Raw genomic sequence first — 26921 nt, forward strand, 5'->3', positions numbered from 1 at the left:
CAGGGCCCCGCAGGCTTACCGGGTGAACACCCGCTGCTGCTGAGGCCGGCGGCCGACCGGAGCCGGCGGGGGTGTCGGCGCCCCGAACAGCCGCTCGAAGAAGTTCGGGCCGGACGAGCCGCCATTATTGGCCACCGCAACGCCGGAGGGCAGGGTCGTCGCCGGGCGCGAATAGCTCGGCTGCGAGTGCGCAACGACGGCTTCGAGATCCTTGCCGCGGTTGTTCTTCAGGATGTTGATCATGGTCGCGTCGCGGCCATAGACGTCCTTGCGGAACTGCAGCTTGCCGGCGTCGTCCACGAAGGCGGTCTGATAGGTGATGTTGACCGGGATCGGGGTTGGAAATTTCAAGTCGATCTCGCTCTTGCCGTACATGCTGCGGATGCGCTCCGGCGTGTACTTCTCGTTCGGCAGCGCGATGCCGAGCAGAACGGAGGCGTACTGATCCGGGTTCTGCACGCGCATGCAGCCATGGCTGAAGGCGCGTTCGTCCCGTGAGAACAGGTTCTTGTCCGGTGTGTCGTGCTGATAGACCAGGAACTTGTTCGGGAAGTTGAAGCGGATGCGGCCGAGTGCGTTGGCTTCGCCGGGCGGCTGGGAGATGTGCACGGAGCCGTCGCGGTTCTGCTCGAGCTTGAGACCCATGCGCTGGAGCACGGTCGGGTCCTGCTGAAGCGCCGGCAGATATTCGTTGTAGACGATCGACGGCGGCACGTTCCAGGTCGGGTTGACCGTGATGTACTTCATCGTCTCGGTGAGCAGCGGGGTCGCATGCGTTCCCGGCTTGCCGGTGACCACGCGTGTGGTCCAGACCTGCTGGCCGCGCTGCATGACCTTCAGAGTGTAGTCGGGAATGTTGAGGATGACATAGGCATCGCCCAGCGAGGGCACGCCGAGGTCGCGCGGCAGCCAGCGCCAGCGCTCCATGTTCACCAGCACCACGTCGATCTGCTTGTCGCGCTTCGGGGTGTTGAGCGCCTTGACCGTCTTGTCGTCGAGGATGCCGGTCGCCTTCATCTCGGCGCCGCTCTGGAATTTGCGCACGGCGTCGGCGAGCGCTGCATCATAGCGGGTGTCGCTGGCGTTCTCGGCGAGGCCGAGCTTGGCGCGGAGCTGCGGCACGCGCGGATCTTCCACGACGATCTCAGCCTGCTTCTTGTGGGCCGGGGTATATTTCAGCGCCGGACCGTCGGCGATCTCGATCACCGGGCCGTTGCCTTGACCGCGAAGCTCCGCGAGCTTGGCCTTCAGCTCCTTGTAGAGCTTGTGCGGCGGGTTGTAGCTGTCCAGCGCCGCAGAGGCGTCGGTCGCTGTCGTGATCTTGGCGAGCACCTCGTTCGGGTCGACCGGATGTTCGGGATAGAGGATGTCGCCGCTGACCTGCGACCAGTGCATGCGGCCGCTCTGGGCCTGGCGCGCATAGTCGAACATGCTGGCGGTGAGCTTGAGCTCGGCATCGGCCAGCGCATCGGGCGTGGTGGCGCTGGCGAAGTCGGGCACCGCATAGTCGGCGGGATTGAGTCCGTCGGACGCCGCGTCCTTCAGCCGCGCGATGACGCCCTTGGCCGCAGCGGTCAGGCTGCCGCCTTGGGTCCAGACCGGCGCGAAGTCGCGTGCGCCATAGAACTTTTCGACGGCGGCGCGCTCGTTCTTGCGATCGAAATGGCGCGAGGTCTTGGCGCCGATGATGTCCTTGAGCTTGTCGGCGACCGGCTGGTCGGCGGCGGGAACGTTGCTTGCGGCCTTCACGGGCTCAGCGGCAGGAGCCGCGGCCGTGGCGGGTGCCGCAGGCGCAGCCGGCGTGGCGGATGCGGGCTCGGACTTCGCGGTTTCGCTGTTCGGCGCCGCAGGTGCGGGCTTGGTGGCGACGTCGGACGGCTTGGTTTCGACCTTCTCGGGGGCCGGGGCCGGCGCGACATCGGCCCTTACGGGCTCTTTCGCTGGCTCCTTGGCGGAGTCCTGAACCGTGGCGGTGGTGTCGAGCTTGATATCCGACGCAGTCGGGGGCGGGACGTTGGCCGGCTCGGGGCGCGGGATCGCGGCTTCGATTGCGAGCTCGGCGGCGCTGCTGCGCGCCTGATCCTGGGCCAGGGCCGAGCCGGCGGACACCGTGAGGAAGGTTGCCGCGACCGTCATCAAGACACGATCGAAGCCTGCACGGTGGTTCAAACAGTCACGCATTGTGTCGCACCCCTCGGGTGAACTGTCCCTCGTGGAACAGCTTTGTTGTCGCCTATTGAGCTTCGGCTAAACCGCGCCGGCCTCTCGAAAGTTGCACGCCTGCACGCAACGATTCCTACGCAGACGATATACAGGGCCCGGTTTTGCAGCCAGCGCTAACCGGGACAACTCACGCCAAACTGACTTCAAGGGAGCCTCTTGGCAACGGATTGTGCGCTTGCCCGACGCGCTTTTCCCTGTGTCTGTCACTTCCAAGTCACGGTTCAAGCCGCAACCGAATTCTGTCGTCCTGCGAACGGCTTACAGCCGGTCGCATATCGTCCTGCGAACCTCCGTTCGCATGAGGCTCAATGCGTCTCCTGATCGCTTTTCCCGCCATGTCCGGGAACGCCGGCCTCGTCGAGTTTGCGGTACAGGGTGGACCGGCCGATTTTGAGGCGGCGGGCCACCTCGGACATCTGGCCGCGGTAGTGCGAGATCGCGAAGCGGATGATCTCGTTCTCCATGTCCTCCAGCGAGCGGACGTCACCGGTCGCGGTGAGCAGGGCGAGAGTTCCCACGGTCGGAAGCGGCGCGATCGGTATTTCATTACCTGATACCATCGAAGGGGCCGCGGCCGGCTCCAGCATCAGTGGGGCGGTGGGAATCTCGGTTGCGGGATGCGCCTGCGAGGCGAGCAGAGGAAAATCACTGAGGCCGAGCTGGTCGCCCTCGCTCATCACCACCGCACGGTAGACCGCGTTCTCGAGCTGGCGGATGTTGCCGGGCCAATCGAGCTGGGCGAGATGGGCCATGGCCTCGCCGCTGATGCCGGTGATCTGGCGGTTCTCCTCGGCGGCAAAGCGCGCCAGGAAATGCCGGAGCAGATGCGGAATGTCCTCGCGCCGGCTCCTGAGCGAGGGGATCGTCAGCGGCAGCACGTGTAGGCGATAGAACAGGTCTTCCCGGAAGTGTCCCTGTTTCACCCGCTCCAGCAGCCGGCGATTGGTTGCCGAGACGATGCGGACGTCGACCTTGACGGGCTTGCGGCCGCCGACCGCCTCGACCGCACCTTCCTGGAGCGCGCGCAGCAGCTTGACCTGCGCGGCCAGCGGCAGCTCGCTGACTTCGTCCAGGAACAGCGTGCCGCCATGGGCTTCGACGAACTTGCCCATGTGCCGCTCGGTGGCACCGGTGAAGGCACCCTTTTCATGGCCGAACAGAATGGACTCGACGAGGTTGTCGGGGATCGCGCCGCAATTGACCGCGACGAACGGCTTTGCCTTGCGCTCGCCGCTGCCATGGATGGCGCGCGCGAACATCTCCTTGCCGACGCCGGACTCGCCTTCGATCAGAACGGGTATGGAGGAGTTCGCCGCCTTCTGCGCGGCGCGCATCACGCCGGCCATCGCCTCGGCGCGGGTGATGATGTCGGAGAAGGTCAGCCGGCCCTCGCGGCTGTGCCGGATGCGCTGCAATTCGCCCTTGAGCGCGGAGGCGTTGAGCGCGTTGCGCAAGGAGACCTGGAGCCGTTCCACACCGACAGGCTTGACCACGAAATCGGCCGCACCGGCGCGCATCGCCGAGATCACGTTGTCGATGCCGCCATGGGCGGTCTGCACGATGACGGGGACGCCGAGGCCCGCTTCGCGGATTTTCGCCAGCACGCCCATGCCGTCGAGGCCGGGCATCACGAGATCGAGGATGACGGCATCGATGGCCGGCGCATCGGGGGCGGTGAGGGCGGCGATCGCGGCGTCACCGGAGTCCACGACGACCGTTTCATAGCCGCATTTCTGCACCATGTTCTCGACCAGCCGGCGGGCCACGGCATCGTCGTCGGCGATCAAAATACTGGCAGCCATGGTGTTCCCCGCACGCTACTACTATCTGTCTCGAATCGGGGCACTCTGGCCGAAGCCGATTAACGCACTCTTAAACCTTGATGCCCCCGCCCGCCGCTGCGATTGTTGAACACAGGTTTCCCACACAATGAATTCGCGCTCCAAGCCTGCTCTCAAAACCTCCGCTCTCAAGAAGTTCGCTTCCGGCAAGCCCGCGCTTCGCAATCCGAAATCTGCTGCCAAGGCCAAATCCTCCAAACCGTCACTCGCCAAGCCGTCATCTGCGAAGCCGTCACCCGCGAAGGCTGCGAGCAAGACCAGCAAGCTTCCGGAGTGGAACCTCGCCGATCTCTATTCCGGGATCGATGCGCCGGAAGTGGCGCGCGATCTCGAAAAGATGGATGCCGACTGCGTCGCATTCGAGACCGACTACAAGGGCAAGCTGGAGACAGGGACAGCAAACGAAGATGGCGGAAAATGGCTCGCGGGAGCGGTGCGACGCTATGAGGCAATCGACGATCTCGCAGGCCGGCTCGGTTCCTACGCCGGACTCGTCCACGCCGGCGACAGCGTAGACCCCAAGATTTCAAAGTTTTACGGCGATGTCTCCGAGCGGTTGACCGGGGCGTCCACGCATCTCCTGTTCTTCGCGCTCGAACTCAACCGTATCGATGACGATATTTTGAGCCGTGCGATGCAAGCCCCGGAGCTGGCGCACTACCGTCCCTGGATCGAGGATCTGCGTAAGGAGAAGCCGTATCAGCTTGACGACAAGCTCGAGCAGCTTTTTCTGGAGAAGGCGCAGACCGGCTACTCCGCCTTCAATCGGTTGTTCGACCAGACCATCTCCGGCCTGCGCTTCAAGGTTGGCACGAAAGAGCTCGCGATCGAGCCGACGCTCAACCTCATGCAGGACCGCGACGGCGCCAAGCGCAAGGCCGCCGCCGAAGCGTTGGCGAAAACCTTCAAGGCCAATGAGCGCATCTTTGCGCTGATCACCAATACGCTCGCCAAGGACAAGGACATCTCCGACAACTGGCGCGGCTTCAGGGACGTCGCGGATTCCCGGCATCTGAGTAATCGCGTCGAGCGCGAGGTGGTGGATGCGCTGGTCGCCTCCGTGCGCGCGGCCTATCCGAAACTGTCGCATCGCTATTACGCGCTCAAAGCGAAGTGGTTCGGCAAGAAGAAGATCGCATATTGGGATCGCAACGCGCCGCTGCCCTTTGCCGCGACCGATGTGATCGGCTGGCCCGATGCACGCAACATGGTGCTGACGGCCTATCGCGGCTTCTCGCCCAAAATGGCGGATATCGCCGAGCGCTTCTTCACCGATCGATGGATCGACGCGCCGGTGCGGCCGGGCAAGGCGCCGGGTGCGTTCTCGCATCCGACCACGCCGTCGGCGCACCCCTATGTGCTGATGAACTACCAGGGCAAGCCGCGCGACGTGATGACGCTCGCCCACGAACTCGGCCATGGCGTGCACCAGGTGCTGGCGGCAAAGAACGGGGCGCTGATGGCGCCGACGCCGCTGACGCTGGCCGAGACCGCCAGTGTGTTCGGCGAGATGCTGACCTTCCGGCGGCTGCTGACGCAGACCAAGAGCGCAAAGCAGCGCCAGGCGCTGCTCGCAGGCAAGGTCGAGGACATGATCAACACCGTGGTGCGGCAGATCGCGTTCTATTCGTTCGAGCGCGCGGTCCACACCGAGCGCAAGAACGGCGAGCTCACCGCGACGCGGCTCGGCGAAATCTGGCTGTCGGTGCAAGGCGAGAGCCTCGGTCCGGCGATCGAGATCAAGGCGGGCTACGAGAGCTATTGGATGTACATCCCGCACTTCATCCACTCGCCGTTCTACGTCTACGCCTATGCGTTCGGCGACTGCCTCGTGAACTCGCTCTATGCGGTCTACGAGAACGCGGCCGAGGGCTTTGCCGAGCGTTATCTCGACATGCTCGCCGCCGGCGGCACCAAGCATTATTCCGAGCTGCTGCGGCCGTTCGGGCTCGATGCCAAGGACCCGAAGTTCTGGGACGGCGGGCTCTCGGTCATCGCAGGCATGATCGACGAGTTGGAGGCGATGGGCTGAGGCGGGGGTTTGTCTCGATCGCCACGAAAGCCGCGTAAAACATGTGTTGAACTTCCGTCGTTTCAGATGTTATACACATGTATAACGCACTGGATGACGGGACAGCCATGAAGATCGAGATCAAGAAGATCGGCAATTCCGATGGTTTGCTGCTGCCGCGCGAGCTGATGCAGCGGCTCGATCTCAAGCGCGGACAGCAATTGCACATCGTGGAATTACCCGGCGGTGGTTTTCAATTGTTGCCTTACGACCCCGACTTCGAGAGGACGATGGAAATCGCCGACGAGGTGATGGACAAATATCGCGACACGCTCGCTGCACTCGCAAAATAGCCGGCTGCGCGCATGAGCGAACTTCAGGAGCCGCTCTGGATCACCTACGAGCAGGCCGTCGTGATTCATGGTCGCCAACTCCGGCGCTTCGGTGGTGCGCCGGGATTGCGCGACGAAGGCATGTTGCGCTCGGCGCTGAAACGGCCGGTCAACAAATGGCGCTATGAGCAGGCGCCGATGGCCGAACTCGCTTCCGCTTACGCATTTGGCCTCGCGAAAAACCATGCATTCGTCGATGGAAACAAGCGCATCGACTTCATGGCGATGATGGTCTTCCTCCACAAGAACGGCGTGGCTTTTAGTCCGGATCCCGCAGAAGCAACGACTATCATCCGCTCGCTCGCCGCCGGCGAAGTCAGCGAGAAGAGCCTGACGCGCTGGATCCGCGACAATTGGGATTCCAAATGACCTGATTTGCGGGAAAACCGCGCTTGCCTGCCGTTGCCCTGCTCGCAGGTTTCAGGTATCCCAGCCCCAGAATTCGACTTTCGACTGGGGACATTCCATGGCTGACCATAGCGAAGTGGCCTACACCACCGCCGACGGCAACGACTACATTGCCCACGAGCAGACCTATGAGGGCTTCATCAAGCTGGTGAAGTACGGCACGATCTCGGTCGCGCTCATCGTGATCCTAATGGCGGTCTTCCTGACCTGATCCATCGACGGTTGCATCCGCCAGCGCCGGCGGCTGCTCATAAAATTTGCATACAAGCCGGTTCCAAAACCGGTATCGAAACGTTGCGGGAGTAACGCTAAGTTCGCGTGCGCGTTTTTGTCCGCGTCGCCGGAGGGCCTATGAAGATCGCCGTTGCCAAGGAAATCGATCCGTCGGAGCCGCGCGTTGCCGCTTCGCCCGATACGGTGAAGAAGTTCAAGGCGTTGGGCGCCGAGATCGCCGTCGAGCCGGGCGCCGGCATCAAATCGGGTCTTCCGGATTCCGAATTCACGGCCGCCGGCGCCACCGTCAGCGCAGATGCGCTGAAGGATGCCGACATCATCATCAAGGTGAAGCGCCCTGAGGCCTCCGAACTCGCGCAATACAAGCGCGGTGCGCTCGTCATCGCGATCATGGATCCCTACGGCAACGAGGCCGCGCTGAAGACGATCGCCGATGCCGGCGTCTCCGCCTTCGCGATGGAGCTGATGCCGCGCATCACCCGCGCGCAGGTGATGGACGTGCTGTCCTCGCAGGCGAACCTCGCCGGCTACCGCGCCGTGATCGAAGGCGCCGAGGCGTTCGGCCGCGCCTTCCCGATGATGATGACCGCGGCAGGCACCGTGCCTGCCGCAAAAGTGTTCGTGATGGGCGTCGGCGTCGCCGGCCTCCAGGCGATCGCGACCGCGCGCCGTCTCGGCGCCATCGTCACCGCGACCGACGTGCGTCCCGCCACGAAGGAGCAGGTCGAATCGCTCGGCGCGAAATTCCTCGCCGTCGAGGACGAGGAGTTCAAGAACGCGCAGACCGCCGGCGGCTACGCCAAGGAAATGTCCAAGGAATACCAGGCCAAGCAGGCCGCGCTGACCGCCGAGCACATCAAGAAGCAGGACATCGTGATCACCACCGCGTTGATCCCGGGCCGGCCTGCGCCGAAGCTCGTCTCCGGCGAGATGGTCAAGTCGATGAAGCCGGGCTCGGTGCTGGTCGATCTCGCCGTCGAGCGTGGCGGCAATGTCGAGGGCGCCAGGCCGGGCGAGGTCGTCGACCTCGATGGCATCAAGATCGTCGGCTACACCAATGTCGCTGGCCGCGTCGCCGCGTCGGCGTCGAGCCTCTACGCGCGCAACCTGTTCTCCTTCATCGAGACCATGGTCGACAAGAAGGAGAAGAAGCTCGCCGTGAACTGGGACGACGAGCTCGTCAAGGCGACCGCGCTGACCAGGGACGGCGCCGTGATCCACCCGAACTTCCAGCCGAAGGTTTAAGGAGAGCCGCCATGGAGCATGTTGCACAGGTCGTCGACCCCTTCGTCTTCCGGCTTTCGATCTTCGTCCTCGCCGTCTTCGTCGGCTATTTCGTGGTGTGGTCGGTGACCCCGGCACTGCATACCCCGCTGATGAGCGTGACCAACGCGATCTCCTCGGTGATCGTGGTCGGCGCGCTGCTCGCCGTAGGCGTCGGTATGATCTCGAGCGGTTCGGGATGGGCGCGTGGCTTCGGCTTCATCGCGCTGATCTTCGCCTGCGTGAACATCTTCGGCGGCTTCCTTGTCACCCAGCGCATGCTGGCGATGTACAAGAAGAAGGTAAAGTGACCGGCGTGCACCTCGGGGTGACGAAGACAAAGGGGACCTGAGATGAACGCCAATCTGGCAGCAGTTCTTTATCTTGTGGCGGGTGTGCTGTTCATCCTGTCGCTGCGCGGGTTGTCCAGCCCGGCGACGTCGCGCCAGGGTAATTTCTTCGGCATGATCGGCATGGCGATCGCGGTCGCCACCACGCTGGCAAGCCATCCGCCGGCCGATGGTCTCGCCTGGGTGCTGGTCATTCTCGGCATCGCTATTGGTGGCTCGGTCGGCGCGGTCATCGCGCGCCGCGTGCCGATGACCTCGATGCCTGAACTAGTCGCCGCCTTCCACTCGCTGGTCGGCATGGCCGCGGTGCTGGTGGCCGCCGGCGCGTTCTACGCGCCCGAAGCCTTCGACATCGGCACTCCCGGCAACATCCATCCGCAGAGCCTGGTCGAGATGTCGCTCGGCGTCGCCATCGGCGCGCTGACCTTCACCGGCTCGGTGATCGCGTTCCTGAAGCTGTCCGCGCGCATGAGCGGCGCGCCGATCATCCTGCCGTTCCGCCACGTCATCAACATCGCGCTGGCGATCGCGCTCGTCGTCTTCATCGTCGGGTTGGTGATGTCGGGCAGCGCGCTCGACTTCTGGCTGATCGTCATCATCGCGCTGGCGCTCGGCGTACTCATGATCATCCCGATCGGCGGCGCCGACATGCCGGTCGTGATCTCGATGCTGAACTCCTATTCCGGCTGGGCTGCGGCCGGCATCGGCTTCACGCTCGGCAATTCCGCGCTGATCATCACGGGCGCGCTGGTCGGATCGTCCGGTGCGATCCTGTCCTACATCATGTGCCACGCGATGAACCGGTCCTTCATCTCGGTCATCCTCGGCGGCTTCGGCGGCGAGACCGCGGCGGCCGGCGGTGGCGGCGGCGAGCAGAAGCCCGCCAAGCTCGGCTCGGCCGACGACGCAGCCTTCATCATGAAGAATGCCCAGAAGGTCATCATCGTGCCCGGCTACGGCATGGCGGTGGCGCAGGCCCAGCACGCGCTGCGCGAGATGGGCGACATCCTGAAGAAGGAAGGCGTCGAGGTGAAATACGCCATTCACCCGGTCGCCGGCCGCATGCCCGGCCACATGAACGTGCTGCTGGCCGAAGCCAACGTTCCCTACGACGAGGTGTTCGAGCTCGAGGACATCAACTCGGAGTTCGCCCAGGCCGACATCGCGTTCGTGATCGGCGCCAACGACGTCACCAATCCGGCGGCCGAAGAGGACAAGACTTCGCCGATCTACGGCATGCCCGTGCTGCAGGTCTGGAAGGCCGGCACCGTGATGTTCATCAAGCGCTCGCTTGCCTCCGGCTATGCCGGCATCGACAATCCGCTGTTCTACCGCGACAACACCATGATGCTGCTCGGCGACGCCAAGAAGGTCACCGAGAACATCGTCAAGGCGATGTAGCACGCGAAGGAAACCGACCGGTGGCCATCAACAAGGAATGGCACCGGTCTCATCCCATGCCGCTCAAGGCGACGCGCGAGCAACGCGTCGCATGGCATGCCGCCCACAAGGCGGCGTGCGGTTGCCGAGACATACCGGCGAGCCTCCGGCCCGACGTCATGAAATTGCTGCGGAGCGTAGGGCCCGAGCCTGAACCGGGGCCGGCCCCGCCATGATCACCGTCGCCAAATGGACCGTCATCCTGCTCGCGACCGTCTATCTCGCCGGGCTCGTCACGCTCTACGCCCGGCAGCGCGAGATGCTGTTCCCGATACCGACCGCCAAGCGGATCCCGCCTGAGGCGGCGGATTGTCCCGAGGCGGAAGAGCATGTCCTGACCACCTCGGATGGCGAGAAGATCATCGTCTGGCACGTGCCGGCGAGACCCGGTCGCCCCGTGATCCTGTATTTCCCGGGCAATGGCGATTTTCTCGCCGGCCGTGTCAGCCGCTTCAAGGCGATGACGGCTGACGGCACCGGCCTCGTCGCGCTGTCCTACCGCGGCTATGCCGGCTCGAGTGGCGCGCCGAGCGAGGAGGGGCTGCTGCGCGATGCCGCGGCGGCCTATGCCTTCACCACGGCCCGCTACACGGCGGAACGAATCGTCGCCTGGGGCTTCTCGCTCGGGACCGGCGTGGCGGTCGCGCTCGCCTCGGAACAGCGTGTTGGGAAACTCGTCCTTGAGGCGCCCTATACGTCGACGGCCGACATTGCATCTTCGTCGTTCTGGTTCGTGCCGGTGCGCCTCTTGATGCGCGATCCGTTCCCTTCCGACCAGCGGATCGCGCGCGTCACTGTGCCGCTATTGGTCATGCATGGCACCAATGACCTTGCCATTTCGATCGTGTTCGGAGAGCGTCTGTTCGCGCTCGCGCATGAACCGAAGCAGTTCGTTCGCTTTGCGGGTGGCGGACACGACAATCTCGATGCGTTCGGTGCGATCGAAACAGCAAGGCGCTTCGTTGGATCATAGACAGCTCGTCGCACGGCTCTGGAGCGTATCCCTTGGCGCCATCCTCGCATTGCTGCCGCAGCAGGCATGGGCCGCAACCGGTCTCGATGGTGCGGCGATGCGCTGGCCCTTTGCGCTTCCCTTTGCAGGCCTGTTGCTCTCGATCGCGCTTGGGCCGCTGCTGTTTGCGAAAGTCTGGCACCATCACTACGGCAAGATCGCTGCTGCCTGGTCGCTGCTGGCGCTGGCCCCGCTCGTCATTTTTGCCGGGAGCATGGCGACGCTGACGGCGTTCGTCCATGCCATGCTCGCCGAATATCTCGGCTTCATCGTGTTGCTGTTCGCGCTCTACGTCGTGGCCGGTGGCATCCTGATTACGGGCGACATCAAGGCCACGCCGGCGACGAATGCCGGCATCCTCGCGCTCGGGACCTTGATGGCAAGCATCGTCGGCACCACGGGGGCCGCGATGATCCTGATCCGTCCGCTGATCCGCGCCAACCGGCCCCGGCGCTACAATGCCCATGTCATCATCTTCTTCATCATTCTTGTCGCCAATGTCGGCGGCGCGCTGAGCCCGCTCGGCGATCCCCCGCTGTTCGTCGGTTTCCTGCACGGCGTCGACTTCTTCTGGACCACGCGGAACATCTGGTTGCAGACTGCGATCGTCGCCGGATTGCTGCTCGCGATCTTCATCGTCGTCGACCTCTGGCGCTTTCGCAGCGAGCCTGAACTCGGCGACGGCGGTCCTGCCGCCCCCGTCCGCATCCGCGGTCTCGTCAACCTCGTGCTGATCGCAGCCGTCGTCGCGAGCCTGCTAGCCTCGGCGATGTGGAAGCCCGCTGTTGCTTTCGACATTCTCGGAACGAGGCTGGAGCTCGAAGACATCGCCCGCAATCTGGCGCTGTTGTCCATCGCGGCGCTGTCAGTGTGGCTGACGCCGGACGAGCACAGGCTGGCCAATGGCTTCACCTGGGAGCCGATCCGCGAGGTCGCGAAACTGTTCGCGGGCATCTTTGTCGCCATCATCCCGGTCATTGCCATGCTCAATGCCGGCCATCACGGTGCCTTCGCCTGGCTGTTGTCGGCAGTGACGGCACCGGACGGCACGCCGCGCGAGGTCGCCTATTTCTGGTTCACCGGCCTGATGTCGGCGTTCCTCGACAATGCGCCGACCTATCTCTTGTTCTTCCAGCTCGCCGGCGGCGATCCGCAGACGCTGATGCATCAGCTGTCGGGCACGCTCGCGTCGATCTCGATGGGCGCCGTCTACATGGGCGCGCTCACCTATATCGGCAATGCGCCGAACTTCATGGTCAGCAGCATTGCCAGCGAGAATGGCATCGAGATGCCGAGCTTCTTCGGCTATCTCTTGCGCGCCGGCGCGGTGCTGATCCCGCTGTTCATGCTGCTGACGCTGCTCCCGGTCGCGCCGATCCTGCGCTGGCATTGAATCTGCCTGCCGATTTGGTACTGCTCGTCTTCAGCGATTGGAGCCGGTGGATGAGCGCGCATAATTCGATGCCAAGGTCGGCCTGGATCTTTCCGGCGCTGGCCGTGCTGTTGTTCGCAGGCGCCAGCGCGACCGGCTACGTCTTCACGCTGTCGCTCGGCGGGCTCGTCTTCGCCATCGTCCTCCTGGTCATCCTGTTCGGCACGGTGTTCGCCGCGGTTCATCATGCCGAAGTGATCGCCGAGCGGGTGGGTGAGCCCTACGGAACATTGGTGCTGACGCTCGCTGTGACGATCATCGAAGTGGCGCTGATCACCACGATCATGCTGGGCGACAAGCCCGCCCCGGAACTTGCGCGCGACACCGTGTTCGCCGTGGTCATGATCGTCTGCAACGGGCTGGTCGGGCTCTGCATCTTCATCGGCGGGCTGCGATATGGAGAGCAGGGATTTCAGGTCTCCGGCGCCAATGTCTATCTCAGCGTTCTCTTCGCGCTGGCAACGATAGCTTTGATCATGCCGAACTACACGACCACGACGCCGGGCCCGGTCTATTCTGCGATCCAGCTCGGCTTCGTCGACGTCGTCACGCTCGCGCTGTACGGGGTGTTCCTCTACACCCAAACCGTTGCGCACAAGGACTACTTCGTCCATGAGCGAGGCGAGGGCGAGGATGCGAGCGCCCATCTCTCGGGCAGGATGCTCGCGCTCAGCGTCGTGCTGCTGCTGGTGTCGCTGCTGGCGGTGGTGCTGCTGGCCAAGAAATTCTCGCTGGTGGTCGACGCGGTCGGCGCTCAGATCGGCGCGCCGCCGGCCTTTGCGGGCCTGCTGGTTGCACTTCTGATCCTGCTGCCCGAGGGCGTTGCCGCGATTACGGCGGCCCGCAAGAACGATCTCCAGAAAAGCATCAATCTCGCCCTTGGCTCCTCGCTGGCGACGATCGGCCTGACGATACCCGCCGTCGGCGTCGCGACCTGGGTGCTCGACAAGGAGCTTAAACTCGGCCTGAGCGCCCAAGGCAGCGTCCTGCTGCTCCTGACCTTCTTCCTGAGCATGATGACATTCGGCACGGGCAGAACCAATCTCCTGTTCGGGCTGGTCCATATGGTGGTATTTGCCGTCTACGTGTTCATGGTTTTCGTGCCCTGAAGCGCGACGTCCCAAAGGAGGTTCCAGATGCTTGCCGCCAAGTCCGAGGTTCAGGTCGACAACGAGGAGGTCCGGGTGACGGAATGGCGCCTTCCGCCCGGTGGCGCCACCGGCCATCATACCCATGGCATGGACTATGTGATCGTTCCCGTGGTCGCGGGTGAAATGACCATCGTCGCGCCTGGCGGCGAGCGGTCCAAGGCGCAGCTGGCAGCCGGGAAATCCTATTTCCGCAAGGCCGGCGTCCAACATGACGTACTTAACGAAACCTCAACCGAGATCGTGTTCCTTGAGATCGAGCTAAAGCCGTAAGTCCGCCCCTGCAACTTGCCATCGATCCGTCGCAGTTGATCCCTTACAATGCCCCAAAGTTCCCGCATCAGATCGCGCGGGGAGTGGCCGGAATGCTGAAATACCTCGCTAAAATCTCGATGGATATTTTCCCCTCGGTGCTCGCGACGATCATCGGGGCGTACATCGTTAATCACTACATCAACGCCAAGCCGGCGGCTGATGCCCCTGCGGCCGTCGAGGCCCCTGCCGAGGCCGGCAAGAACGGCAAGCCTGCCGATCTGGCCAATCTCCCTGCGCCCGGCGTCAAGGCCAAGGGCATCCTCGAGAAGAGCGTGACGGACAAGCCGGCGGCAGAAAAGGCGGCCGAGCAGCCGTCCGCCGAGCACAAATCTGCCGACGTGGCCCCGGCCGAGGCCAGCCCGCGTGGCAAGCCGTCGGCGCGCGAGAAGGCTGCGGCCAAGTCAACCCCGGCCGCAGGCACCCCCGCTCCGGTGGTAGAGGCCAATTCGGCGCCGGCTGCTGCGGCTCCGGGCCCTGACGCCAACGACCTCGTGCGTGCCGCGATCGAGCGGCTGCGCAAGTCTCCTGAGGGCAAATCTTCTGAAGCCAAGGCTTTTGAAGGCAAGTCGTCGGAGAGCAAGTCCGCCGAAACCAGGCCGTCCGATAACAAGCCTGTCGAGACCAAGTCAGCCGAGAGGCCGACCGAGCCTGCCGTGCGGGAAGCCGCCCGCACGCCGGAAGCTCCGCGGGTGATCAGCATGGAGCCGGCTACGGTCCGTCCGCTGCCGCCGCCGATTACGGTATCGACGCCTTCACCGGACGCCTATGACAAGGCTGGCGCCTCGCCGGCCAATCCGCCTTACACCGCCTCGGTCGGCAACGATGATCCGAATCGGATGACGCCGCCGGCTGACATCCCCGTGCCGGTGATCGCTCCCCCGCTCGATCTGCGCGCCGACGCCGGTGGCTTCATTCCGCGGCCGAAGAAGACCAATGTCGCCGACGAGATGCTGTCGGGCATGAAGTCGATGTTCCACTCGGTCCTGCCGAAGGGCGCCACCCCCGATTGAGACGGCGCCCGCGCCGCTAAAAACCGTCAGCCGCCGACGCGGGCGAGGCCGTTGCGCGCGGCGTCGTCGCGTGGGCGAAGCGAGACAGCCCTGGTGTAGGACGCCGCCGCCTTGGCCTTGTCGCCCAGCCGCTCATAGGCCTGTCCGCGCGTGGTCCAGACCTGCGCGTTGTGCGGATCGGCCTCGGAAGCCTCGTCTAGATCGGCCGTGGCCTCCTTGACCTTGCCGAGCGCGAGATAGCTGGAGGCGCGGCCGAGCAGCGGCTCGACCTTCTGGGGATTGAGCCCGCTCGCAGCGCTGAAATCTGCGATCGCGAAATCGTGCTGATTGTTGCCCTGGTAGATCAGGGCACGACCATATAGCGCCTGCGCATTGTAGGGATCGAGCCCGACCGCGCGATTGAACTCGTCGAGCGCGGCAGCGGTCTCGCCCGACTTGGCCAGGGATTGGGCTTTTGCGGTGTGGGCCTGGGCTTCGGCGACGTTGCCCGCGCTCACCGCGCTCTCGGCTGGCGCGGCCGCCTTCGGAGCCTCTTGCGGCTTGTCCTTCTCCGGCATCAGCGATCCCAGATCGAAAGAACAGCCGCACAGCGTAATCCCCATCAACGCCAGCGCGAGCGGCTGCCAGATCTGGCGTAGCCGCGCCAAGCCGCGCTGGGGAAAGGGGGAGGCCATCTACGGTTCGCTCACGCTAGAGCATGATCCGGACCCAAAGGGCCGCGTTGGCGAAAAGCATGCAGCGGTTTTCCCTCGCGACAAAGGCGGAACGCGTTTGCGTAGAGATCATGCTCGAACAACAAACCAAAGCGCGACGACGTTCAATCCAAATCTCATCGCGCTTGCGTGTCGCGTCCTTGGCGCCCGACCCGGAAATGCACTGCGCACAAACAATGACGCGGGCCAGAGGCCCGCGTCATCGAAAACTCCAAGTCTTGCAAGATTCGGTAAATCAGCGCGGTCCGCGCGGACCTGCACCCGGGCCGCTACGGCCACCGCGATCACCGCCCGGACCTGCGCCGAACACCGGCTTGGGCTTCATCGGCAGCAGGCCTTCGCGCTGCAGCTTCTTGCGGGCCAGCTTGCGCGCACGGCGCACGGCTTCGGCCTTTTCGCGGGCCTTCTTCTCGGAGGGCTTCTCGTAATGACCGCGAAGCTTCATCTCGCGGAAGATTCCCTCGCGCTGCATCTTCTTCTTCAGCGCCTTGAGGGCTTGGTCGACATTGTTATCGCGAACGAGAACCTGCACGCGGCATCCTCTTCAGTGGATCGGATTTGAATTCTGGTAAGTCAAAGGGGATGGCGAAAACGCGCAAGCCCTTAACCTTGAGGGCGCGGATGTATCAGACAAATCCCGCGATGTCCACCGGCCAAGCGGGCTTTCGGGCCAAGTTCAGCCATTAAATGAGGCGAAAATACCTCTGCGCGGCCCTGATTTGGGCGATTCGACGCCGGCGATGGGGCCGTTTCCGGAGCTTTGTTCCGGAATCTCGAGAAGCAGGGGACGACACATGGATATCAAGAAATACGCCGCTGAGGCCATAGGCACTTTCTGGCTCACATTCGCAGGCTGCGGAAGCGCAGTGATCGCTGCGGGCTTCCCTCAGGTCGGAATCGGTCTGGTCGGCGTCTCCCTCGCATTCGGATTGAGCGTGGTCACCATGGCCTATGCGATCGGCCATATCTCGGGCTGCCATCTCAACCCGGCGGTCACGGTCGGGCTTGCTGCCGGCGGCCGTTTCCCCGCCGGGCAGATCCTGCCCTATGTGATCGCGCAGGTGGCCGGCGCGATCATAGCCGCCTGGCTCCTCTACGTCATCGCGAGCGGAGCTCCCGGATTCGACGTCGGCAAGGGCTTCGCCTCCAACGGCTATGATACGCATTCGCCCGGCCAGTACAGCATGATCGTGTGCTTCCTCACCGAGGTGGTGATGACCATGATGTTCCTGTTCATCATCATGGGCGCGACCCATGGCCGCGCGCCCGCAGGCTTCGCGCCGCTCGCGATCGGGCTCGCGCTGGTGATGATCCATCTCGTCAGTATCCCCGTCACCAATACCTCGGTGAACCCGGCGCGCAGCACGGGCCCCGCGCTGTTCGTCGGTGGCTGGGCGACCGCTCAGCTCTGGCTGTTCTGGGTCGCACCGCTGATCGGCGGCGCGCTGGGTGGGGTGATCTATCGCTGGCTCAGCGAGGAGCCCGCTGGAATCGTCGCAGGCGCGAAGACGGCGTAGCCGCAAAGCGGGATCGCAGCGATTGCTGCGGTCCCGTTACTTGCCCGTGTTGGGAAGCACTTCGGTGACGTGGCCCATCTTCCGGCCGGGGCGCGGCGCACCCTTGCCGTAGATGTGCACGGTCGCGCCCGGCACGCTCAGCCACTTCTCGTAATCGTTGATCTCGTCGCCGATCAGATTGGTCATGGTGACGATTTCGCCGTGGCGCACGGGCTTGCCGAGCGGCCAGCCGGCGATGGCGCGGATGTGCTGCTCGAACTGCGAAACCGACGCGCCGTCGAGCGTCCAGTGCCCCGAATTATGCACGCGCGGGGCGATCTCGTTGACAAGCACCTTCGGGCCGGTGCCGTTGGCGAGCACGAACATCTCGACAGCGAGCACGCCGACATAGTCGAGCGCGCTCGCGATCTTGCCGGCGATGCTGCGGGCTTCCTCGGCGAGCGCGTCGGGGATCCGGGCGGGCGCACGGGATATCTTCAGAATGTGGTCGCGATGCTCGTTCTCGGTGACGTCGAAACACTCGACCTGGCCCGTGGCCGAGCGCGCGGCGATCACCGAAATCTCGCGCTCGTAGGGCACGAAGGCTTCCAGGATCGCGGATTTGGTGGCGAGGCTGGTCCACACCTTGGCGATGTCGTCGCCCTCGCGGATGATGGCCTGGCCCTTGCCGTCATAGCCGAAGCGGCGGGTCTTGAGCACGGCCGGAAGGCCGATCCTGGCGATCGCCTCGCGCAGCGAGGACACGGAGGTGACGTCGGCATAGGCCGCGGTGCCGATGCCGAGCCGCGTCACGAAATCTTTCTCGGCGAGCCGGTCCTGGGTGGTCTCGAGAATCTTGCGGTTGGGCAGCACGGGTCGACGCGCGTCCAGCACCATCGCGGCGGCCGATGGCACGTTCTCGAATTCGTAGGTGATGACGTCGACGTCGTTGGCGAACAGTTCGAGCGCTTCGACATCGGCATATTCGGCGCACGTCGCGTTCAATACGACGTCGAAGGCCGGCGAGTCCGGATCGGGCGAGAACACCTGGCAGCGCAGGCCGAGCCGCGCCGCAGCCATGGCCAGCATTCGGCCCAATTGTCCGCCGCCGAGGATGCCGATGGTGTCACCGGGCTTCAGCTTCACCTGCCTGGTGTCGGTCACGCCTTGTCCTCCGGGCGCTCGGCGACCGCCTCGGTTTGCGCCTCGCGCCAGGCGGCGAGGCGATCGGACAAGGCCGGGTCGGACAACGCCAGGACGGACGCCGCCAGCAGCGCGGCGTTAATCGCGCCGGCCTTGCCGATGGCGAGGGTGCCGACCGGGATGCCGGCGGGCATCTGGACGATTGAATAGAGCGAATCGAGGCCCTTGAGCGTCTTGGATTCGACGGGAACGCCGAACACCGGAAGCTCGGTCAGCGCCGCCGCCATGCCGGGCAGGTGTGCAGCGCCACCGGCGCCGGCGATGATGACCTTGAACCCGGCAGCCTTGGCCCCCTTGGCGAAAGCAAAGAGGCGGTCGGGGGTGCGGTGGGCCGAAACGATGCGGGATTCGGCGGCAATGCCGAGCGCTGCCAGCGTGTCGGCGGCATGCCGCATCGTGTCCCAGTCCGACTGGCTTCCCATGATGATGGCGATCGGCGCGGTCATGTCGTTAATTGTGCCTGAAAAACAGAAAGATAGGCCAGATTGACGGTTCCGGCCGGCGGCTCGCAAGGCGGTGGCAAGGAGAAGGGAATCCACTATCCTGTCTTGGTGAATCCCCGCAAGCCTTCATTGAGCAGGACGCCCATGAAGAAACCAAAAAGGGCGGGCGCTGCGAAGGCCAAAAAAGGCCGGAAGACGAGCGCCGGCCGATCCAAAGCCGCTCCCAGGTTGACCAAGCGTCCGGCGAAGCCGCCGCGGCGCGACGCGTCGGACGATGATGGAGTCAAGGATACCGTCAGGGCGACGATCCGGGGCTTGCGGACCAAGCTCAAGGAGGCGCAGCGGCGGGTTGCGGAACTCGAAGCTGCGGCCGACACCGATTTCCTGCTCGAGATTCCGAACCGGCGCGGCTTCGAGCGTGAGCTGGCGCGCGCCATCGCCTACATGAAGCGCTACCGCGCCAGTGGGGCGCTGATCGTGCTCGACGTCGATCGATTGAAGCCGATCAACGATTCCTTCGGTCATGGCGCCGGCGACGAGGTGCTCAAGGCGATTGCCGCCACGCTGACGCGGCAGGTCCGTGCCTCCGACGTGGTCGGGCGGCTCGGGGGCGACGAGTTCGCGCTGCTGCTCTGGAATCTCAGCGGGACCGACGCCAAGGCGAAGGCGGTCGCCTTCGAACAGGCGGTCGACGAATTGTCCTTTGTCTTTCGCGGCCAGCACGTGACCGCGGGGGCCTCCGCCGGTGTCGCGCTGCTGGGGGCGCAGTCCGACCCGGGCCGCGCCCTCGAGGAGGCGGATGCCGCCATGTATGTGCGCAAGGCGCAGCGGCGGCACGAGCCGCGGATCAGGCTGGTCGGCAGCTAAAGCGCGCTGAGATCCGGCGGTACGGCACCGAATTTCCGCAGCAATTTTGCGTCGCCAAACTCGCCGGTCAGGGGATCGCCACTGCGGCTGAAGGCGACCGCGCCGATATGGCCGGCGCCGCGCGCCAGCATTTCCGCACGACGCAGGGCGGCAGCCGATGTCTGACATTCCTCGGCCGCGCCTGCCACCGGCGAGCCGTCCTCGTCGGTCAGGAAGGGCAATGCAACGTAGTAGGTGACGTCGGGCATGGTCGGCTCCGATGGGCTGCCGGTTCAGGCGGCGCTGCTCTTGCTCCGCATCTTGCTGCGCGAAGTGTCCGAAATGCAGCCGGCGGAAATCGCCGCCTGCAATTCCTCCAGCTCGGCCTCCAGATATTCGTTGGCCATGATCAGCGCCTTGATGGTGCTGCGCAGATTGCCGTCGCACATCGCGATCGCCTGATCGCAGGCCTGTTCATAATGGCTGTTGTCGAGAAGGGCGGCTGGCGACATCTGCGTTTCCTCGTGCGTTCCAGGGGCGGCGTTGGCTATCGAATGTTCTTATTTTGTTCTTTTCGAGTCAAGCGGATTCGAGCCACCGTGGCTTGGCCGCGCACAGGTCTGCGGATCAGGCGATGATCAGGCGATGATGTCGGGGGTGATCTGGTCTTCGATGAACGCAATGCGGTCTCGTAACAACAGCTTGCGCTTCTTCAACCGCTGCAGCCGCAACAGGTCGGGGGCGGGCGATTGATGCAGCGCATCGATCGCCGCATCGAGATCTCGGTGTTCCTGCTGCAACCGGGTGAGCTCGGCTTCGAGCTCACGCTCGTCTTCATTGGTCATGTCTGCGGTGGCCGAAAACCGATAGGCGTGGGATGAAGGCTGTGGATGCCCTGTGGAAATTATCGTCCTTGCGCGGCGTGATCGCAAGCGATCTGCGACCATCGTTCGCCGATCTCCAGCGAGATATTTCCGCTGATCGCTGCGGCGCTGCGCAAGCGCATTGATATCATGGATATTTCCCGCGCGGTTCCTTTACTCACGCTTCGTTACATATGAATTTTCAAAAATGAAGCTGCGACGACGGATACCCATCGACAGAACGAATCGGTGATGTAAACTTCGTTGTCCGGATCGAATCCTAAGGTTCAACCCTACCGAGGAGGTTTCGAATGACAATTCAGGCACATCTCGTTGAATTGGAGCGGAAGCACAAACTTCTCGAAAACGAATTGCACGATGCTCTCGTGCACCTTTCAACAGACGACCTGCAAATTGTTGAGTTGAAGCGCCGGAAGTTGATGGTCAAGGACCAGATCGAGCGTTTGAGGCACGGCGACACGCTCCACTAGTAACCCCCGTAACAGCGTTGAGTTGATCGTACCTTATCTCGCAGGGGTGGGAGCTTTCGCGCTCATCCCTGCCGTAAGGTGCGCACCGTGCAGAGAAGTCTGCGCAGTGCTTGACTTTGTCGGAACTCGTATTGTTGCCGCGAGCCGGTATCCGCCTCGCTCGACAACGCTTCAGATCTCTGCGAGCTCGGCGACGTGATCTGCGATCGCGAGCGACGACGTCAATCCCGGCGATTCGATGCCGAACAAGTTGATCAGGCCGGCGACGCCGTGATCGCGCGGGCCCTGCATCAGGAAATCCTGCGTCGCCACCGCGGGCGGTACGATCTTCGGCCGGATACCCGAATAGCTCGGCATCAACGCGCCGTCAGGCAGCGTCGGCCAGTATTTGCGGATCGCCGGGTAGAACCGCTCGGCGCGTGATGGATCGACCTCGTAATCGATCGTCTCGATCCATTCGACGTCAGGGCCGAAGCGCGCTTGGCCTGCCATGTCCAGCGTCAGATGCACCCCGAGCCCGCCGGGTTCGGGCACCGGATAGATCAGGCGCGAGAACGGCGCCTTGGCGTTGCAGCTGAAGTAGTTTCCCTTGGCGAGATAGGCGCGCGGAATGCGGTCCAGCGGCATGCCGTCGATGTTGCGCGCCACGTGGGTCGCCGAGAGTCCCGCGGCGTTGACGAGGAGGCTGCATTGCAGCGTCATCGGCGCCTCGCCGCCGGCGTCGATCTCGATCAGGCCGTTCGCAGCCTTGGCGCGGACCAGCGGCGTGTGAAACGCGAAGGCCGTGCCGGCTTCCTCGGCCTCGCCGCGCAGCGAGAGCATGTAAGCATGGCTGTCGATGATGCCCGTCGATGGCGACAGCAGCGCGGCGTCGCAGGCCAGCGCCGGCTCCAGCGCGCGTGCCGCCTCGCCCGCGAGCAGCTGCATGTCGAGCACGCCATTGGCCTCGGCATGCGCCTTGATCGATTGCAGCTTCTCGGTCTCCTTCGGGCTGGTCGCGACGATCAGCTTGCCGCAATTCCTGTGCGGGATGCCGCGCTCGCCGCAGTAGCGGTAGAGCGCGTGCTTGCCGTCGACGCACATGCGCGCCATCCAGCTCCCGGCGCGGTAGTAGATGCCGGCATGGATCACCTCGCTGTTGCGCGAGGAGGTGATGGTGCCGATCGCCTCGGCCTCTTCGAGCACGATGACCTCGCGCCCGGCCTGCGCAAGCTTTCGAGCCACCGCGAGCCCGACCACGCCGGCTCCGATGACGACGCAATCGACCCTATCCATGGCTGTGCAGGACGTCCGTTGGAAGCGCCGGTGGCATCCGGCCTGGAGCGAATGGCGCGGGGCCATTTTCCGTTAAGGAAGAATTTATCATGTCAGGGCAATTGCCGTATTTCACGTCACATTTTTTCCGTTGCGCGTACAGGCGTTTACCCGATCCAAACCCGTGAAGCCAGACAATCCAACGTTGAAATCGCGGGTGGCTGATGGCTGAGAAGAACTGGCACGAGGGCAGCACGCTTCCGATTGCTGTGCAGGCCGTTGTGTGCCTCGCCGGCACGGTTGCGCCCGCGCGCGCCTTTGCGCTGTCGGACAGCTTCGCCGCGCCGAGCTATCTCGGCGAGCTCGATCCCAACGTGGTCTGGGAAGTCCTGATCGCGGGCATCGTCGTCTGCGCCTTCCTCGCCGCGATCGCGCTGTGGATCCATTCCTCGCTGCGCCGGACCCGGCGCTTGCAGCTCCGGCGCAACGCCTTCGTCTCCTCCGCCATGAACAATCTCAACCAGGGCGTGGTGATGACGGATGCGCAGCGCCGCATCATTTTCTGCAACGACCGCTATCTCGAGATCTATGGCCTGAAGCGGTCGGACCTCTGGGCCGACATGAACGGCTACGAGCTTCTCGCGCTGCGACGCAAGCGCGGCGTGCTCGTCGCCTCCGATGACGAGTTCTACGAGAAGGCGGCCAGCCCCAACGGTCTGATCACCGAGTTGCCGGACGGGCGGGCCATCCTGGTGAAATATTTCGTGCTGCCCAACGGCGGCTCGGTGGCGACCCATCTGGATGTCAGCGAGCAGCGCAAACTGTCGCGACAGCTCGCCTCGACCAAGCAGTTCCTCGAGACGGTGCTGGACAACGTGCCGGCCTGCGTGGCTGCGAAGAACATCGAGGACGGCCGCTACATCTTTGCCAACAGCGCCTATGAGCGGTTCTGGGGGTTCTCGCGAGACCAGGTCGTCGGCAAGAATGCGCGCGAGCTGTTCGCGTCCGTCTCGGCGGCCACTATCGAGGCGACCGACCGGGCGGCGCTCGATTCGCCGGACGGTCAGTTCCGCAACGAATTCGAGGTCGATCGTGGCGGCGAGCGGCGCATGGTCGCCTCGATCCGGATCGTGGTCCGCAACGAGAGCAACAAGCCCGAATTCCTGATGCTCGTGTTCGAGGACGTCACCGACCGCCGCTCGCTGTCGAAGGAGCTGGAGAGCACTAAGAAGTTCCTCGAACTGGTGGTCGACAACATCCCGGTGGCGCTGATCGTCGAACAGGTCAAGGACGGCCGTTATCTGCTCGCCAATCGCAGCGCGGAGACGATCCTCAACCGCCGGCGCGAGGAAGCAACCGGCCTGACCGCGTCGGACATCTTCAATCCCAAGGAAGCCAAACTGATCATCGCGCGCGACGAAGCCGCGATCAAGAAACGCGGGATGATCTCCGAGGAGCACCCGATCTCGACCAAGGCGGGCTTGCGCCTGTTCCTCACCCGCCGCGCCACCGTGGTCAACGATGCCGGCGAGCCGCAATATCTGATCAAGACCCACGAGGACGTCACCGACCGCCGCCAGACCGAGTCGCGCATGGCGCACATGGCCTATCACGACGGCCTCACCGACCTGCCGAACCGCGCCGCCTTCCTGCAGGCGCTGAACCAGATGATCGAGGCCTGCGAAGGCACCGGCGAGGAGTTCGCGGTCCTCTCGATCGACCTCGACGGCCTCAAGGAGGTCAACGACGTCTTCGGCCATGCGCTCGGCGACAAGCTCCTGATCGAGGTCGCGCAGCGGCTCCAGGACGTGGCGCGCGGCGGCCTGGTCGCGCGCCTGTCCGGCGACGAGTTCGGACTCATCATCGACGGCAAGCAACCCGAGGCGGGACTCGCACTGGCGCAGCATGTCGGCGAAGCCGTCTCCCGGGATTTCCATATCGATGGCCGCCCGGTGCGCGCGGGCGTGACCACCGGCATGTCGATCTTCCCGCATAACGGCACCGACGGCGCCTCGTTGCTCGCCAATGCCGGTGCGGCGCTGTTCCGCGCCAAGCAGAAGTCGCGCGGCACCATCAGCCTCTACCAGCCGGAGATGGACCAGCAGATCCGCGATCGCCGCGTGCTGCATCAGGACCTCTCGGTGGCGATCAAGAACGGCGAGCTTTCGCTGGCGTTTCAGCCTCAGGGCGCCGCGGGCCACAGCGTCGCCGAAAGCGAGATCATCGGCTTCGAGGCGCTGGCGCGCTGGCAGCATCCGGTGCGCGGCCAGGTCTCGCCGGCCGAATTCATACCGATCGCCGAGGAGAGCGGCCTGATCGTCGAGATGGGTGAGTGGATCCTGCGCGAGGCCTGCCGCGAGGCGGCCTCCTGGCCGAAGCCGCTCCAGGTCGCGGTCAACCTGTCGCCGGCGCAGTTCATGCACGGCGACGTGGTCGGGCTGGTCCATTCGATCCTGATCGAAACCGGCCTTGCGCCCGGCCGGCTCGAGCTGGAGATCACCGAGGGCGTGCTGATCGAGGATTTCGACCGGGGCCTTGCGCTGCTGCGCCGCCTGAAGGCGCTCGGCGTGCGCATCTCCATGGACGATTTCGGCAGCGGATATTCTTCGCTGAGCTACCTCCAGGCGTTCCCGTTCGACAAGATCAAGATCGACCGGGCCTTCATCACCAATCTCGGCCGCAACCCGCAATCGGCTGCGATCGTTCGCGCGGTGATCGATCTCGGCCACGGCCTCGAAATGTCGATCGTCGCCGAGGGCGTCGAGACCGTCGAGCAGCTTGTCTTCCTTGCCAAGGAGGGCTGCGACGGCGTGCAGGGCTATCTGCTCGGCAAGCCGCTGCCGATCGCAAAATATGCCGGGCTCGTCGGTCGCGCTGAGATCATGGAGCTTGCGCTCAAGACCGGCTGAAGTGTCTTCAAGCGAAGTGGCCGCCGGCCCGCGTCAAGAAAAAGCGCAGAATGAAACTCCAGAGCCCCGTTCCGATTTCATCGGAACGGAAATGGCTCTAGTGATGATGGGGCGCTTTGCTCCTTCTCGACGGCTTCATGGCGGATTACGACCTCGCGATCATCGGCGGCGGCCTGAACGGTGTCAGCCTCGCGCGCGATGCGGCAGGCCGCGGCCTGCGGGTCATCCTGTTCGAGCAGGGCGATCTCGGCGGCGCGGCATCGTCGGCGACACCGCGGCTGATCCACGGCGATCTGTCGGTGCTGGAACGGCGCGGGTTCCGGCGGGTGCGCCGGGCTCTGGCCGAGCGCCGGACCTGGCTCCGGATCGCGCCGCATCTGGTCCGGCCACTGCGCTTCGTGATCCCCGCGCATTCGGACGAGCGGCCGCCATGGCTGCTGCGCGCCGGCCTGTATGTCTATGACGGTCTTACGAACCGGGGCGGCCTGCCGCCATCGGCGACCCTCGACATCACGCACCATGCGGTCGGCAACGCGCTGAAACGCCCATTCGGCACGGCATTCGAATATTCGGACTGCGTCGTCGATGATTCTCGCCTAGTGGTGCTGACGGCGCTGGATGCGGCCGAACGTGGCGCTGTGATCCGGACTGGTGCGCGTTGCGTGCGTGCCGACAGAACCGATACCTGGCGGCTCGCGGTGGTCGATCGCGGCCATCGCCGCACGATCACGGCGCGGGCGCTGGCCAACGCCACCGGCGGCTGGACGCCGATGGTCGCCGATACCGTGCTGCGGCAGCCGCAGCCCGCCATGGCGGCCACGCAGCTGAGCCAGATCATCGTGCCCAGGCTGTTCGAGTCCGAGAACGTCTACGTCTTTCAGAACAATGATGGACGGCTGATCTTTGCCCGGCCCTTCGAGCGCGACTTCACGCTGATCGGCACCGTCACGCACGCCTTCACCGGCGATCCCGCCATTGTCGCGATACCGGGGGCCGACGTCGGTTATCTCTGCGACGCCGCCAGCCGCTATTTTCGGGAGCGCGTTGCCCCCACCGACGTGGTCCGGACGGTCTCCGGCGTCAACCTGACGCTGGCGTCCGCGCGCGGCCGCGACGGCACGATGCTGTTCCATGCGCGCCGGCGCAAGGCGCCGCTGCTGACGATGTTCGGCGGCGACGTCACCACCTCGCGCCTGCGCGCGGAGTGGGCGGTGACGAAGCTGACGCCGTTCTATCCGATGTCGCCGCCCTGGACTGCCGGCGCCGCGCTGCCCGGCGGAGATTTTGCCTGGGACCGTTTCGACACCGAGATCGGCTTCGCGCGCGACCGCTGGCGCTTTCTGTCGGAGCCGGAGGCGCAGCGCCTGGTCGGGGCCTATGGCTCGCGGTTGTCGGCAGTGCTCGGCGACGCCAAGACCCGCGACGAACTTGGTCCGGCCTTCGGCCCTGAGTTGACGGGTGCCGAGATCCGCTACCTGATGGCTTGTGAATGGGCGCGCTTTCCGGACGATATCCTCTGGCGCCGATCCAAGCTGGGCCTGACCATGCCTGCGGCGGACCGCGACGCAGTTGCCACGTTCATGGCGAATGTGATGTGAACGATCTTTCCGATGCAGTTGAGCCA

Annotated in this window: 27 protein-coding genes; 17 read left to right on the forward strand and 10 right to left on the reverse strand. The window is 64.4% G+C overall.

Going from position 1 to position 26921, the window contains the following annotated elements; all coding sequences use genetic code 11:
• Positions 1–15 precede the first annotated feature (15 nt).
• Entirely contained in the window at positions 16–2181 is a 2166-nt protein-coding gene (locus tag C7G42_RS06530) for a L,D-transpeptidase family protein (protein ID WP_106948172.1), read from the reverse strand.
• Positions 2182–2528: 347 nt separating this feature from the next.
• On the reverse strand, positions 2529–4025 hold the full coding sequence (locus C7G42_RS06535; protein WP_106948173.1) for a sigma-54-dependent transcriptional regulator: 1497 nt from the start codon (positions 4023–4025) through the stop codon (positions 2529–2531).
• Positions 4026–4152: 127 nt separating this feature from the next.
• On the opposite strand from C7G42_RS06535, the gene C7G42_RS06540 reads away from it, so the two are divergent.
• The 12 genes from C7G42_RS06540 (at position 4153) to C7G42_RS06595 (ending at position 15079) form a co-directional block, all read left to right on the forward strand.
• The gene (locus C7G42_RS06540) at positions 4153–6096 is read left to right on the forward strand and encodes a M3 family oligoendopeptidase (protein WP_106948174.1); all 1944 of its coding nucleotides are present in this window, start codon (positions 4153–4155) and stop codon (positions 6094–6096) included.
• A gap of 107 nt (positions 6097–6203) precedes the next feature.
• Positions 6204–6428: an AbrB/MazE/SpoVT family DNA-binding domain-containing protein gene (locus tag C7G42_RS06545; protein ID WP_018641564.1), complete on the forward strand. Its 225-nt coding sequence runs from the start codon at positions 6204–6206 to the stop codon at positions 6426–6428.
• 12 nt (positions 6429–6440) lie between these two features.
• The gene (locus C7G42_RS06550; protein WP_106948175.1) at positions 6441–6836 is read left to right on the forward strand and encodes a type II toxin-antitoxin system death-on-curing family toxin; all 396 of its coding nucleotides are present in this window, start codon (positions 6441–6443) and stop codon (positions 6834–6836) included.
• A 97-nt stretch (positions 6837–6933) separates the two neighbouring features.
• The gene (locus C7G42_RS06555; protein ID WP_106948176.1) at positions 6934–7086 is read left to right on the forward strand and encodes an aa3-type cytochrome c oxidase subunit IV; all 153 of its coding nucleotides are present in this window, start codon (positions 6934–6936) and stop codon (positions 7084–7086) included.
• A gap of 140 nt (positions 7087–7226) precedes the next feature.
• Positions 7227–8354: a Re/Si-specific NAD(P)(+) transhydrogenase subunit alpha gene (locus C7G42_RS06560; RefSeq protein ID WP_106948177.1), complete on the forward strand. Its 1128-nt coding sequence runs from the start codon at positions 7227–7229 to the stop codon at positions 8352–8354.
• A gap of 11 nt (positions 8355–8365) precedes the next feature.
• Entirely contained in the window at positions 8366–8683 is a 318-nt protein-coding gene (locus C7G42_RS06565; RefSeq protein ID WP_018453812.1) for a proton-translocating transhydrogenase family protein, read from the forward strand.
• Between the two features lie 42 nt (positions 8684–8725).
• On the forward strand, positions 8726–10123 hold the full coding sequence (locus C7G42_RS06570) for an NAD(P)(+) transhydrogenase (Re/Si-specific) subunit beta (protein WP_106948178.1): 1398 nt from the start codon (positions 8726–8728) through the stop codon (positions 10121–10123).
• A gap of 211 nt (positions 10124–10334) precedes the next feature.
• A complete protein-coding gene (locus C7G42_RS06575) occupies positions 10335–11135 on the forward strand; it encodes an alpha/beta hydrolase (RefSeq protein ID WP_502694180.1) in 801 nt (266 codons plus the stop codon).
• Entirely contained in the window at positions 11089–12567 is a 1479-nt protein-coding gene (locus C7G42_RS06580) for a sodium:proton antiporter (protein WP_106948179.1), read from the forward strand. Before C7G42_RS06575 ends, C7G42_RS06580 begins: the two co-directional genes overlap by 47 nt.
• A gap of 50 nt (positions 12568–12617) precedes the next feature.
• Positions 12618–13715 carry a calcium:cation antiporter gene (locus C7G42_RS06585; RefSeq protein WP_106948879.1) on the forward strand — a complete coding sequence of 366 codons (1098 nt, stop codon included), beginning with the start codon at positions 12618–12620 and terminating at the stop codon, positions 13713–13715.
• 27 nt (positions 13716–13742) lie between these two features.
• Positions 13743–14027, forward strand: coding sequence for a cupin domain-containing protein (locus tag C7G42_RS06590; RefSeq protein WP_091956448.1), 285 nt, complete (start codon positions 13743–13745; stop codon positions 14025–14027).
• A gap of 92 nt (positions 14028–14119) precedes the next feature.
• Positions 14120–15079 carry a hypothetical protein gene (locus C7G42_RS06595; protein WP_106948180.1) on the forward strand — a complete coding sequence of 320 codons (960 nt, stop codon included), beginning with the start codon at positions 14120–14122 and terminating at the stop codon, positions 15077–15079.
• A gap of 26 nt (positions 15080–15105) precedes the next feature.
• Here the strand turns inward: C7G42_RS06595 and C7G42_RS06600 are convergent, their stop codons facing one another.
• Together C7G42_RS06600 and rpsU are read right to left on the reverse strand one after the other, a co-directional pair.
• Positions 15106–15753: a tetratricopeptide repeat protein gene (locus C7G42_RS06600; protein WP_106948181.1), complete on the reverse strand. Its 648-nt coding sequence runs from the start codon at positions 15751–15753 to the stop codon at positions 15106–15108.
• A 274-nt stretch (positions 15754–16027) separates the two neighbouring features.
• The gene (gene rpsU, locus C7G42_RS06605; protein WP_014492442.1) at positions 16028–16324 is read right to left on the reverse strand and encodes a 30S ribosomal protein S21; all 297 of its coding nucleotides are present in this window, start codon (positions 16322–16324) and stop codon (positions 16028–16030) included.
• Between the two features lie 262 nt (positions 16325–16586).
• On the opposite strand from rpsU, the gene aqpZ reads away from it, so the two are divergent.
• Positions 16587–17309, forward strand: coding sequence for an aquaporin Z (gene aqpZ, locus C7G42_RS06610; protein ID WP_106948182.1), 723 nt, complete (start codon positions 16587–16589; stop codon positions 17307–17309).
• A 36-nt stretch (positions 17310–17345) separates the two neighbouring features.
• Here aqpZ and C7G42_RS06615 read toward each other — a convergent pair whose 3' ends face one another.
• Both C7G42_RS06615 and purE read right to left on the reverse strand, forming a co-directional pair.
• Complete coding sequence (locus tag C7G42_RS06615) at positions 17346–18452, reverse strand: 5-(carboxyamino)imidazole ribonucleotide synthase (protein ID WP_106948183.1); 1107 nt, start codon at positions 18450–18452, stop codon at positions 17346–17348.
• Positions 18449–18937, reverse strand: coding sequence for a 5-(carboxyamino)imidazole ribonucleotide mutase (gene purE / locus C7G42_RS06620; RefSeq protein WP_106948184.1), 489 nt, complete (start codon positions 18935–18937; stop codon positions 18449–18451). Before purE ends, C7G42_RS06615 begins: the two co-directional genes overlap by 4 nt.
• 141 nt (positions 18938–19078) lie before the next feature.
• Between purE and C7G42_RS06625 the strand changes: the two genes are divergently transcribed.
• Positions 19079–19801 (forward strand): GGDEF domain-containing protein, encoded by a 723-nt coding sequence (locus C7G42_RS06625; protein ID WP_199580680.1) that lies wholly within the window; start codon positions 19079–19081, stop codon positions 19799–19801.
• On the opposite strand, the gene C7G42_RS06630 is transcribed toward C7G42_RS06625, so the two are convergent.
• The 3 genes from C7G42_RS06630 to C7G42_RS06640 all read right to left on the reverse strand — a co-directional run bounded on the left by C7G42_RS06630 (position 19798) and on the right by C7G42_RS06640 (position 20625).
• Positions 19798–20049 (reverse strand): hypothetical protein, encoded by a 252-nt coding sequence (locus tag C7G42_RS06630; protein WP_106948185.1) that lies wholly within the window; start codon positions 20047–20049, stop codon positions 19798–19800. The genes C7G42_RS06625 and C7G42_RS06630 overlap by 4 nt on opposite strands.
• A gap of 24 nt (positions 20050–20073) precedes the next feature.
• A complete protein-coding gene (locus C7G42_RS06635) occupies positions 20074–20292 on the reverse strand; it encodes a hypothetical protein (protein ID WP_106948186.1) in 219 nt (72 codons plus the stop codon).
• A 126-nt stretch (positions 20293–20418) separates the two neighbouring features.
• A complete protein-coding gene (locus C7G42_RS06640; protein WP_008546179.1) occupies positions 20419–20625 on the reverse strand; it encodes a YdcH family protein in 207 nt (68 codons plus the stop codon).
• Positions 20626–20954: 329 nt separating this feature from the next.
• Between C7G42_RS06640 and C7G42_RS06645 the strand changes: the two genes are divergently transcribed.
• On the forward strand, positions 20955–21134 hold the full coding sequence (locus C7G42_RS06645; protein ID WP_094893420.1) for a YdcH family protein: 180 nt from the start codon (positions 20955–20957) through the stop codon (positions 21132–21134).
• Positions 21135–21305: 171 nt separating this feature from the next.
• Here C7G42_RS06645 and C7G42_RS06650 read toward each other — a convergent pair whose 3' ends face one another.
• A complete protein-coding gene (locus C7G42_RS06650; RefSeq protein ID WP_106948187.1) occupies positions 21306–22409 on the reverse strand; it encodes an NAD(P)/FAD-dependent oxidoreductase in 1104 nt (367 codons plus the stop codon).
• Between the two features lie 203 nt (positions 22410–22612).
• Between C7G42_RS06650 and C7G42_RS06655 the strand changes: the two genes are divergently transcribed.
• Both C7G42_RS06655 and C7G42_RS06660 read left to right on the forward strand, forming a co-directional pair.
• The gene (locus C7G42_RS06655) at positions 22613–25297 is read left to right on the forward strand and encodes a sensor domain-containing protein (protein ID WP_106948188.1); all 2685 of its coding nucleotides are present in this window, start codon (positions 22613–22615) and stop codon (positions 25295–25297) included.
• 137 nt (positions 25298–25434) lie between these two features.
• Complete coding sequence (locus C7G42_RS06660; protein ID WP_106948881.1) at positions 25435–26895, forward strand: glycerol-3-phosphate dehydrogenase; 1461 nt, start codon at positions 25435–25437, stop codon at positions 26893–26895.
• Positions 26896–26921: the final 26 nt, after the last annotated feature.

Origin of the sequence: Bradyrhizobium sp. MOS003, assembly GCF_003020125.1 — a bacterium.
Classification (GTDB): domain Bacteria; phylum Pseudomonadota; class Alphaproteobacteria; order Rhizobiales; family Xanthobacteraceae; genus Bradyrhizobium.

Coding starts and splice junctions, on each gene's coding strand:
- C7G42_RS06530 (WP_106948172.1), bottom strand. CDS start 2,181: ATGCGTGACTGTTTGAACCACCGTGCAGGCTTCGATCGTGTCTTGATG.
- C7G42_RS06535 (WP_106948173.1), bottom strand. CDS start 4,025: ATGGCTGCCAGTATTTTGATCGCCGACGACGATGCCGTGGCCCGCCGG.
- C7G42_RS06540 (WP_106948174.1), top strand. CDS start 4,153: ATGAATTCGCGCTCCAAGCCTGCTCTCAAAACCTCCGCTCTCAAGAAG.
- C7G42_RS06545 (WP_018641564.1), top strand. CDS start 6,204: ATGAAGATCGAGATCAAGAAGATCGGCAATTCCGATGGTTTGCTGCTG.
- C7G42_RS06550 (WP_106948175.1), top strand. CDS start 6,441: ATGAGCGAACTTCAGGAGCCGCTCTGGATCACCTACGAGCAGGCCGTC.
- C7G42_RS06555 (WP_106948176.1), top strand. CDS start 6,934: ATGGCTGACCATAGCGAAGTGGCCTACACCACCGCCGACGGCAACGAC.
- C7G42_RS06560 (WP_106948177.1), top strand. CDS start 7,227: ATGAAGATCGCCGTTGCCAAGGAAATCGATCCGTCGGAGCCGCGCGTT.
- C7G42_RS06565 (WP_018453812.1), top strand. CDS start 8,366: ATGGAGCATGTTGCACAGGTCGTCGACCCCTTCGTCTTCCGGCTTTCG.
- C7G42_RS06570 (WP_106948178.1), top strand. CDS start 8,726: ATGAACGCCAATCTGGCAGCAGTTCTTTATCTTGTGGCGGGTGTGCTG.
- C7G42_RS06575 (WP_502694180.1), top strand. CDS start 10,335: ATGATCACCGTCGCCAAATGGACCGTCATCCTGCTCGCGACCGTCTAT.
- C7G42_RS06580 (WP_106948179.1), top strand. CDS start 11,089: ATGCGTTCGGTGCGATCGAAACAGCAAGGCGCTTCGTTGGATCATAGA.
- C7G42_RS06585 (WP_106948879.1), top strand. CDS start 12,618: ATGAGCGCGCATAATTCGATGCCAAGGTCGGCCTGGATCTTTCCGGCG.
- C7G42_RS06590 (WP_091956448.1), top strand. CDS start 13,743: ATGCTTGCCGCCAAGTCCGAGGTTCAGGTCGACAACGAGGAGGTCCGG.
- C7G42_RS06595 (WP_106948180.1), top strand. CDS start 14,120: ATGCTGAAATACCTCGCTAAAATCTCGATGGATATTTTCCCCTCGGTG.
- C7G42_RS06600 (WP_106948181.1), bottom strand. CDS start 15,753: ATGGCCTCCCCCTTTCCCCAGCGCGGCTTGGCGCGGCTACGCCAGATC.
- aqpZ (WP_106948182.1), top strand. CDS start 16,587: ATGGATATCAAGAAATACGCCGCTGAGGCCATAGGCACTTTCTGGCTC.
- purE (WP_106948184.1), bottom strand. CDS start 18,937: ATGACCGCGCCGATCGCCATCATCATGGGAAGCCAGTCGGACTGGGAC.
- C7G42_RS06625 (WP_199580680.1), top strand. CDS start 19,079: ATGAAGAAACCAAAAAGGGCGGGCGCTGCGAAGGCCAAAAAAGGCCGG.
- C7G42_RS06630 (WP_106948185.1), bottom strand. CDS start 20,049: ATGCCCGACGTCACCTACTACGTTGCATTGCCCTTCCTGACCGACGAG.
- C7G42_RS06635 (WP_106948186.1), bottom strand. CDS start 20,292: ATGTCGCCAGCCGCCCTTCTCGACAACAGCCATTATGAACAGGCCTGC.
- C7G42_RS06640 (WP_008546179.1), bottom strand. CDS start 20,625: ATGACCAATGAAGACGAGCGTGAGCTCGAAGCCGAGCTCACCCGGTTG.
- C7G42_RS06645 (WP_094893420.1), top strand. CDS start 20,955: ATGACAATTCAGGCACATCTCGTTGAATTGGAGCGGAAGCACAAACTT.
- C7G42_RS06650 (WP_106948187.1), bottom strand. CDS start 22,409: ATGGATAGGGTCGATTGCGTCGTCATCGGAGCCGGCGTGGTCGGGCTC.
- C7G42_RS06655 (WP_106948188.1), top strand. CDS start 22,613: ATGGCTGAGAAGAACTGGCACGAGGGCAGCACGCTTCCGATTGCTGTG.
- C7G42_RS06660 (WP_106948881.1), top strand. CDS start 25,435: ATGGCGGATTACGACCTCGCGATCATCGGCGGCGGCCTGAACGGTGTC.